This is a genomic window from Parafrankia soli (assembly GCF_001854695.1).
Taxonomy (GTDB): Bacteria; Actinomycetota; Actinomycetes; order Frankiales; family Frankiaceae; genus Parafrankia; species Parafrankia soli.
Map to the genome: position 1 here is coordinate 1 of NZ_MAXA01000026.1, position 8,920 is coordinate 8,920.

The following is an 8,920-nucleotide window of genomic DNA, read 5'->3' on the forward strand; positions in this document are numbered from 1 at the left end:
CGGATCGATTTCCTACGGCACTCGGTCGTTGACACTCAGTCACCACGATGTTGCACGTGGCCGCGATTCCGGCGACTGGGCGGTTCGCTTCGTCGCCAATCATGGGAAAATCTCCGCCCTCACGGCCCGATCCCTCCGAGGTGACCGAGCGCGCCACCGAAGGAAGGCCCGGAAAACCAGAAGCGGTCGGCAGTCTCAACCGGTCGTCGCGTCAGCTCTGGTAGAAGGGCTATCTACTGATCGGGGGGCTGGGTGTGAGGCCGGGAGCTAACGTTCGCGGATCGGGAGGAGATCTTCAGGGAACTGGAGGCGGGTCTGTCGCATCAGGAGATCGCGAGCCGAATGAATCACCACCAGCCTGTGATCAGCCGTGAGGTGAGACGCAATGGCCGTAACCTCTGCTTTTTGATCTTTAATGCGTGAAGTCGCTGGTGATCAGTGGCAGCCATGGGCGGGTCGGGTAGCCGTAGATATGAGGTACCCGACTGGGGGTGGGTTGACCGCCGCCGAGCAGGAGAAACGTGAACAGGGCCGGATGGCCGCGTCTGACCAGTTCGCCAGGGGATGGGCCCAGGTGGAGGTGGCCGAGGAGTTTCGGATGACGCGTAAGACCAGCCGAGACTCGGCACCGTTCTGTGGAGCCCGGTGCGGAAGAGCACGTCGTTTTGTCCGGTGTACCGCGGAGAGGGGTGCTTGACTCCGGCGAATTAGACTCCGCTGCGGCAGGTGGTACCGATCCGGCTGGGTGACCAGTCCGGACTCGGTACCACCTCAACGGCTCTCACCCGTCGGGCGAGGTCAGGGGAGCAGCATTGCCTTGCGGGCACGAACGACGGCTTCGTGGCGTGTGCCCGCGTCCAGTTTCCGCATGGCGGATCGCAGGTATGCCTTAACCGTTTCATGGGAAAGCGAAAGCCGGTCTGCGACCTCGGCATTGGTGCAGCCGAGGGCGACCTGGGCGAGGACATCGGTCTCGCGTATGGACAAGCGTACTTTAGGATCGTTCTTCGGTCCGCTCTCGCCGACGTCGGCGAGACGTTGTGCGGCCGCGTAAATCCTGCGCTGGAGCACCGAATCGGACATGGCTCCGGCGATGGCCCTCAGTTCGGAGTGCACCGAACGGAGTTCCTCGAGCGTGGCGGCGTCCGCGGGCTCCAGCTGTCTGACGGCCGCGAGCGACTCGGCCATCGCCAACCGCTGATCGACTTCGTCCCGGATGGTGAGCTCGTGGGCGAGCCGCCGGCCCGCAGCAACGATTTCGTCCCGTATCTGGTCGCCGAACGCGGAGGGCTGGCGCACCGCGCCGTAGAGGACAGCACGGCAACGGCCACCAGCGTGGACGGGAACCGCGAGTAACGAGGCGAGACCTTCGTGGAGCACGGGCCGGTCGTAGTCATGCGTGATGCTCCGCGCGCTGGCGTAGTCGGTCACCCCGACCGGGCGGCCCTGGACTATCACCCGGCCGCCCAGCCCCGTACCGGGACGGATCTCCAAGTTGTGCAGGCCGGTGGTGCGAGTGCCCAGGAACTCCGTCAAGCGCAACCGGTTGCCACCTACCTCCCCGGCGAACGCCACCGAGACTCCGCCCTGCCGGGTGATCGTGCGCAGTTCGGCTCGCAAGGCCGCGCGGTCGTCTGGACGAAGTAATCGGATGTCACTCATCACGTCCATCCTCATTGCGCACACCGTCATGTCGGGCGCATCACAGTAACCCGGCCGAGGCGGGCCGTCGACTGGCTACCCCGCCTGCTAGAGGGTGTTTGAAAAGGATCAGGGTCGCCTCCCGACGAGGCGGTGCAGCAGGATCATGCTCATCGCCAGGTAGATCGMGTTCTCGGAGGTGGCGGCCAGGTATTCGTAATCTCTGGACAGGCGGCGGTATTTGACCAGCCAGGCGAACGTCCGCTCGATCACCCACCGGCGGGGTACCACCGCGAACATCGGCACCTGCCGTGGGGGGTCCCCGGCCCAGGCCCAGGTGGACCGGAATCCACCGTCGCGGCGGGACACTATCTCGACGCCGATATCGACCGCGCTCTGGGCCCAGTCGCGGAACTGCTGTCCGCGGTAGCCCTGGTCGGCCCACACATGCCCGAGCCGGGTGCAGGTGTCGCAGGCCCGGGACAGCAGAACCATGGCTGCCTGACGGTCGTCCACGCTGGCCGGGCTGACGCAGGCCACCAGCACGGTCCCGGTGGTGTCGACGAGCAGATGTCGCTTGATACCACTGACTTTCTTGGCCCCGTCGTAGCCGTGCAGCCCACCTCCATCGGTGGCCCGGACGCTCTGGCTGTCCACGATCCCCGCCCCCGGGGTCGGGTCCCGGCCACCACCGGTGCGGTCACGTTCACGCAGCCGGGCCAGGATCTGCTCCCAGCGGCCCTCGATCCGCCACCGTCGCCAGTAGTAGTAGACCGTCTGCCAGGGCGGCAGATCATGGGGCAGCAGCCTCCAGGAACATCCGGCCCGTATCCAGTACGCCAGGGCGTTCACGATTTCCCGGCGTTCATGCGCCACCGGCCGGCCACCGGGTTTGGGATCGGGAATCAACGGAGCGATCAGCTCCCACTCGGCATCGGACAGATCAGTCGGATACCAGCGCCGCTCAGCCATCACCAGCCTCCCCCACGCGAGGCTTCAGACACCCCCCAGTTTCCCCATCCTGATCCTTTTCAAACACCCTCTACCAACTTCCGGGGGTAGCAGCCGGGGGTGGCTCGGCGCCACCCTGTGCGGGGTTGGAAGGAGTTCGCCGAAGACGTCAACTGCCGCGACCGAGACCTACCGCGCTGCCCGCCACCTGCTGGTCAGCTCGCGCACGGACTACGGAAAGGCGCTGGAGGAGTTCCAAGATCTTGGAGTCAGCGCGGGCGCGGGAAGTGTAGGCGATCGACGGGTCGTTCCTGCAGATCCGTGACGTGGACGCGTTCCACGTGTCTCGAAGAAGTCCGCCGCGCTCGGCTATGACGACAGGCAGGACCTTCAGGTTCAACGCCTGTTCCGCCCGCCGGCGCCGCCGGCGCGGATGGGCGAGTGTCACAGCTCGGGTCCGTTCCGGTCGATGAGCTCTCCGGCCGGCCACTCGTCCACGGAGCGCTCAAGCGGAATGACTAGGACGAGAAGATCTTCGACACACGTCTTGCACTTGTCCCACAGATTTGTAGACCTCACCAGGACTCCGGACACGACTGTCAGCGCAGCGCTGGCCTTCTCGACATGCTCGCGCAACTCGTGGCGTACGGTTCCGAAACCGAACGGCACTTTCAGGTTCAACAACGTCGGAATCATCACGTTGATCCCGGATTGATAACCGATTCCAGATCGCTGTAGATCCGAGCGTACAGCGTACAGTCCGACCTCGGCGACGAGCTGATCGATTGTGTCGATCCTGATAAAACGACGCAGCACCCCGAAGTGCGCTGCCACTCCGCGCTCGTCATACCCGATTATCCTGAGCTCGGGTCGCGCTCCGGCCCAGCTACGGCTGCCCTCGAAATGTTTCGCGTTCCAGGCACCCACAGCCCCGTAGGTGTTTCGAAAGAACTCGGCAAGTTCCGCGTGGTCACCCGGTTCGAGCTGATTCTCCCAGTACGTTTTCCACTGAATTTGCGTTTTCATAGGAAACTCTTCCAGTTTTTACAGGGCCCCTGTTGGGGTCGCGGGTATTCCATTTCATTCGATGGCTCGGCTGTGGCTGGCATTGATTCTGGCCCGTAGGATCTCATGCGGGCGGCGCGGATCGGTTGTCAGTCGCCGCGGCTCCGCCGGCCCGTGCCCTTACCAGCCATATCCCATCGGTGTACCGGCAGCCGGCCGCCGGGGCAGCGCCTCCAGCAGCGGAGGACCGGGGGCGAGGCTCTGGTGACGTAACTCGCGGATGAGGAGCGGCACCGCCGCCAGCGTCTGGTCTTGGTGGCAGGCGCTGCAGCCACGTTTCTTTTCGGGCAGGCATCCGTCATGTAGCAGGACGATCCCACCCGGATGGAGCTGCCTCCGGAGTGCGTCCATGATTTCTGTCACCCCCGGTGCCGACCAGTCACGCGGGTCTATCGTCCAGCCAAGAGGCTGCAGGCCGAGTTCGGCGGCCACACGCCGCGCCCCGTCGTTCCACCGGCCGTACGGTGTGCGTAGATACTGCACCCGCGCGGTGGGGGCGACAGCCCGCAGCGTCCGGCTCGCCGCCATTATTTCCCACCGTGTCTGTTGCTCGCCAGAGCGCGACAGATCGGCGTGTGTCATCGAGTGGCAGGCCAATAGATGGCCCTCCGCGACTATCCTGGAGATGATATCGGGATACGCGGCCGCGTAGGTTCCGAGCACGCAGAATGTCGCGGCCACCTCCTGCTCGGCGAGYAGGTCGAGAATTCGGGGCGTGTAATAAGGATCCGGTCCGTCGTCGAACGTGAGGGCGATGCGGCGAGTCCCTGACTGGCCACCGACAAGGGTGCTGTCCGGGCAACGTCCGGTCACAGTTCGGGCTCCTTCCGACACGCAGTCTCCCGTTCCGCCGGCTCCGTCTGATCAGTCGACGTAAGCTGGGCCTCCCAACATATCCGCCACCGGATTTCGATATTAATAGCACATCTCCCCGGTCTTGATTGTTCCAGATGGAAAATTAGGGTACCTTTGTCGATTATCGCTCACGATATGCCCGTTGGGGTCTTCGTTTGGAAGGCTTCTGCCACCTTCTCGAAGGCGGTGATGTACTGCTGCATGTGCCGCTCGATATAGACCGGGTGGGTGTACAGCGTGAGTGTGCGTGCCGAGAGCCAGTGCGCCGTGGCGCAACTCGTCCTTGAATAGTCGATCGGGGTGGCGTTGGGGTCGTCGAACGGGTAGTTCAGCTTCCCGAAGCCCTTGCGCTCGACGAAGACGCGCTCTCGGTACATCTCTCCCAGTTGTACCGCCGTGAAGGGCATGCCCTCCGCGGTCATGGCCGCGGCGAAATCTGCCAGAGGGACCGAAAGCTGCTCCACGTCAAGCACGAAGGGCGCCCACCAGAAAGCGTTCTCCCGTTCTGTGGTATCCACCGGGGTGTGCATCACCAGTGGGTGATCCTTGAGGGCCTCGATCAGCTGGCGGCCGTTAGCGCGACGCAGCGGGAGATTCCAYGAGTCGAGGCGGGCGAGTTCGGAAATTCCGATGGCTGACTGCATCTCGGTTAGCCGGTAATTGAAGCCCACCCGCCGATGGATGTACTCCGGCCCGAGTTCCATAAGCCCCATCCTCCTGGCCACGTCAAAGCCGTGGTCCCGGAGAGAACGACATTCCCAGCTCAGGTCCTCGTCATCGGTGACGATCGCGCCACCTTCACCACCGGTGGTGAAGTGCTTGCTCTGGCAGAAGCTGAAACAGCCGACATCGCCGACCGTTCCGACCTTCCTCCCCTTGTAGGTCGCGCCGATGCTCTGCGCGCAGTCCTCAACGACAAACAAACCATGCTTCCTGCCCAGATCGATGATCGGATCAAGATCCGCGACGACGCCGTAGAGGTGAACCACAATGATCGCCCGAGAACGCGGAGTGATTTTCTTTTCGACGTCGGCCACACTGAGCGTATGCGACTCGTCGACGTCGGCGAAGACCGGCAGTGCACCAGCTTGCAGCACACAGGACGCCGAGGCAACGAAGGAGTACGGAGTGCAGATGACCTCGTCTCCAGGCCCGATACCCAGCGCAGCAAGCGCGGTGTGCAAGGCGGAGGTTCCGCTATTCGTAGTGATGGCGTGCTCGGCACCGAGATACGCGGCCAACTCCGCCTCGAATTGCCGGCCGAGTTCACCGGTCCAGTAGTTCACCCGGCCGCTGCGGAGAGGCTCCATGGCCCGGTCGATACTCTCCGGCGCGAAGCTGGGCCAGGCCGGGAACGGTTCATCCGTAACCGGAGTACCACCAGATATGGCGAGTTTGGACATCATCGACCTCCTTTAACAGGTGGGCAGTCGGGGCGGAAATAGATATCGTGTGCCACCGGGTAACGTGAATCTCAACCGGCGAGCAAGTCGCCGAGCCAACGCGACATGGAGATGATGGTGAGTGCCGGGTTGGCCGCGCCGGTCCGGGAAAAATTCCCCGGACCGGCTAGGTAGACGCCGGGAAGCGCCTCGGCCTCGAGGTCGACGGTGACCTTCAGTGCACCGCCGAGCGGGTGGGAACAGGCTTCATGCTCGAACGACCCGTACGGTAGCTCGAACTGGGCAACCCGCCCGGCCAGAGGTTCGGCGAGCAACGCTTGAAAGGCCTCGGCCTCGCCGAACTTCCGCGACTCCTCGCCCTGGTTTCCGCCGTCGGCCGGGCCGACCAGACAGTCGCCGTCGGGACGCGGTGCGGTGATGTCGAGGAGCGAACCCTGGGCGATCTCGTCTGCCAGGCGCAGGAGCTCCTGTCGAACTTTGCCTATGCGATCGAGATCGGCGGACGAAATCGCCGTCGTTATGTGGGCAGCGGCAATGCCGTCGATCGACGACGGCTGGACCGCGAGCGTGCTGAAGTCGGCCGGACCGCTGCCCTGTTCGATCACGGCTGCAAGCGAGATGAGCCGGTCACCGTTCGGAAGAGCCGGCCGCTCCTGCACGAAGATGTTGGCGGACAGTGACGGCACCGGATGGTATCCGGTCCATAGCATCGGGTGTCGAAAGCTGCCCAGGGGCTCACCGGGTTCGATTCGCGCGAGGGCGCCGACGCAAAAATGGTCCGTGATGGAAGTCGTGATCGACTCCCCTGTCGTCTGGGCCAGGATCTGGATGTTCCCGATAGCGGACGACGCGAGGACACATGCGTCGAACCCCTGCCTCGTCGCAGCGCTGCCAGAAGGGGTAGCCACCTCTACGTCCCATCCGAGCTTACCGCGCCTCAGGGACCGCACACGGCCACGGACGACGCGGAAGCGGTCGCTTGCCGCGGCGAGTCGAAGGACCGCTGATAGCGGCGAATAGGCTTCGAACCGGCCGGTCAGACTGTCATAGCGTGCTGCTTGTGGAGCGTGCTGGAGGCCGACTCTGCTCGCAGCGGACAACTGTGCTGAGGCCACCAGCCCCGGAAACCTCGGGCTGAGTTCTGCGTAAACCTGTGCATAGCAGCCGGCCGGACCGACTAACCGCTCCTGCCAGCAGGGATGCCAGTCGACCAACTCCTTGGAAGTGAGCCCAAGAAGAACACCGTGATAACACAGCGAACGCCCGCCGAGTCGTTCCGAAAGACCGGCACCAAATCCCCAGCCGTCGCTGGTCCACCGCCGGACCTTCTCATCGCCCGGATGGATCGAGGTATCCCCGTCGACATGACGGCGACGGGTCGCCGGCCCGGCTTCGATGACTTCGACTTCCATCCCAGGCTGGGCCGCCATTCGGACCGCGGCCTCCAGCCCGGCCATTCCACCGCCGAGAACGGCAACCTTGCGGTTCATGGGCACCAGACCTTGTCGTCGTATTCCACATCGCACTCCATCGGTTCGCCGGCCTTGACGTGTCGGTGAGAGCCGCGACCGCGGGTCATCGGGTAGGTGTTGTGTTGTCCCGCGTCTGACGGCCTCCTCCAGGCCCACCAGACGCGAGACAAGTACCGGTCGAACTCTAACGGAATGTCCCAGCCTGACAAGGCCTGTTCGCCGCAGCTCCGATTTCAACGCAAACTCAGGCAAAGACCCGCGACCCACCAGCCGATCGTCGCCATAACGCTACGCCTAGTAGCGATGACCAAGAGTGATGACCAAGAGACTTTAATGAGGCGGCTACCCATCACGAAAGCGGCAGACCGATACGACGTGGCGGCAATTCCTGCACACCCAGGTATCGACGATGCTGGCCGTGGACTTCTTCCACGTTGACTCCGCCGTGACGCTCCGGCGTCTGCACTGCTTGTTCGTCATGGAAGTCGGCTCCCGCTCCGTCCACATCCTCGGGGTCACCGCACACCCAGACGAGTTGTGGACCACCCAGGTGAGTAGCCGGGGGAATCGCGCCCCCCGGCTCTCGCAGAACCGGGCGTAAACCTCTCGGTTTACCCGGCTCCCATCATCCAGCCTTCGGATACACCCCCAGCCGCCAGTGAGCGAACAGGGCGACGCCCCCACCGCGGCCGCGGCCTTCAGGCACCACGGCCCGACCACCCCGTCGCCGATCTGACCCGGGAACGGATCAAGCGCCAGCCTGTCCTCGGTGGCCTGATCAACGGATACGAACAAGCCGCCTAAAACCCCGGGTCAACACCGACAGCCCAGTTCTGGCTCCCTACAGCCAACTGAACCGTCACTGGAACGAGCCGGAGGAGACCCCACTATCTTCATCGCCGTGGACCGCTGGGCACGCGGCTGCCACTGCGCTGCGCGTTGCCCCGGCGGGATCACGCTCACGAAAAGAAAGCCTGGTACGGGGTGCCCTGGAAGTGGCCGCGCAGCTCGTCGTAGTTCAGCACCGCCTCGCTGAGCGGGCGCGTCTCCTGCCGCTGCAGGAGATGACAGTCCGACAGCGGATGCGGGGAAACACGGAGAAAGTCCCAGATCTCCGCCAGGCATTCCCCTGGGCTATCCCGCAGGTCCTCATAGTAAACTTCGTGGATTTTCTCCGGGGAAAAGCTGGCGAAGATGCGGCCATAGAACTCCTCGGCGCTTCTGAAGTAACTTTCGCAGTCTGCGGGTGACAGCTTCACGCGTGGCGGCACCGGCGTCGGGCCGTGCGCGCTGGGGGCCAGCCAGCGGCCGCTCTCACGCGCCTGGATGAGGGACCGGAATGACTCGAGCAGGTTCCGCCGTTTGAGCGCGATTACTTTCAGACTCGGCCAAGCCTCCAGCTCACGAAAAAAGGTGGGACGTTCCTGGAACTGAGGCTCATTGAGCTTGCAGCCGACGCATCTGACCTCATATTTTGCGTCCCGCCGCGGAAAGCGCACGAAGGCCAACTCGAGCAGTTCGGGGTCAGACATG

7 protein-coding genes and 2 pseudogenes are annotated in these 8,920 nt (G+C 63.9%); 2 read left to right on the forward strand and 7 right to left on the reverse strand.

The genetic code is table 11. The features are described 5' to 3' along the window. Nucleotides 1–270 precede the first annotated feature (270 nt). Nucleotides 271–423 (forward strand): annotated as a pseudogene (locus BBK14_RS41980) (helix-turn-helix domain-containing protein); the annotation flags it as partial. Between the two features lie 375 nt (nt 424–798). Here the strand turns inward: BBK14_RS41980 and BBK14_RS04375 are convergent. From BBK14_RS04375 to BBK14_RS37665, 6 genes are all read right to left on the reverse strand, one after another. Further along, nucleotides 799–1,662, reverse strand: coding sequence for a LuxR C-terminal-related transcriptional regulator (locus tag BBK14_RS04375; protein ID WP_071059928.1), 864 nt, complete (start codon nt 1,660–1,662; stop codon nt 799–801). A gap of 108 nt (nt 1,663–1,770) precedes the next feature. Further along, nucleotides 1,771–2,613: an IS5 family transposase gene (locus BBK14_RS04380; protein ID WP_071059922.1), complete on the reverse strand. Its 843-nt coding sequence runs from the start codon at nt 2,611–2,613 to the stop codon at nt 1,771–1,773. Nucleotides 2,614–3,036: 423 nt separating this feature from the next. After that, the gene (locus BBK14_RS04385) at nt 3,037–3,618 is read right to left on the reverse strand and encodes a NodA family N-acyltransferase (protein ID WP_071059923.1); all 582 of its coding nucleotides are present in this window, start codon (nt 3,616–3,618) and stop codon (nt 3,037–3,039) included. Nucleotides 3,619–3,777: 159 nt separating this feature from the next. Next, nucleotides 3,778–4,470, reverse strand: a complete 693-nt coding sequence (nodB, locus tag BBK14_RS04390; RefSeq protein ID WP_071059924.1) for a chitooligosaccharide deacetylase NodB — start codon at nt 4,468–4,470, stop codon at nt 3,778–3,780. Between the two features lie 170 nt (nt 4,471–4,640). Continuing rightward, on the reverse strand, nt 4,641–5,918 hold the full coding sequence (locus BBK14_RS04395) for a DegT/DnrJ/EryC1/StrS family aminotransferase (protein WP_241831123.1): 1,278 nt from the start codon (nt 5,916–5,918) through the stop codon (nt 4,641–4,643). A 68-nt stretch (nt 5,919–5,986) separates the two neighbouring features. Next, a complete protein-coding gene (locus BBK14_RS37665) occupies nt 5,987–7,405 on the reverse strand; it encodes a hypothetical protein (protein WP_131802159.1) in 1,419 nt (472 codons plus the stop codon). A gap of 328 nt (nt 7,406–7,733) precedes the next feature. Here BBK14_RS37665 and BBK14_RS41985 point away from each other — a divergent pair. Next, nucleotides 7,734–8,191: pseudogene (locus BBK14_RS41985) on the forward strand (integrase core domain-containing protein); the annotation flags it as partial. A 155-nt stretch (nt 8,192–8,346) separates the two neighbouring features. On the opposite strand, the gene BBK14_RS38055 reads toward BBK14_RS41985, so the two are convergent. Beyond that, nucleotides 8,347–8,920, reverse strand: a 574-nt coding sequence (locus BBK14_RS38055) for a hypothetical protein (RefSeq protein WP_071059927.1), incomplete at its 5' end; no start/stop codon positions are given.

What these genes read in the sequence shown, in the direction of transcription:
- BBK14_RS04375 (WP_071059928.1), bottom strand. Translation starts at nt 1,662, where the DNA reads ATGAGTGACATCCGATTACTTCGTCCAGACGACCGCGCGGCCTTGCGA.
- BBK14_RS04385 (WP_071059923.1), bottom strand. Translation starts at nt 3,618, where the DNA reads ATGAAAACGCAAATTCAGTGGAAAACGTACTGGGAGAATCAGCTCGAA.
- BBK14_RS37665 (WP_131802159.1), bottom strand. Translation starts at nt 7,405, where the DNA reads ATGAACCGCAAGGTTGCCGTTCTCGGCGGTGGAATGGCCGGGCTGGAG.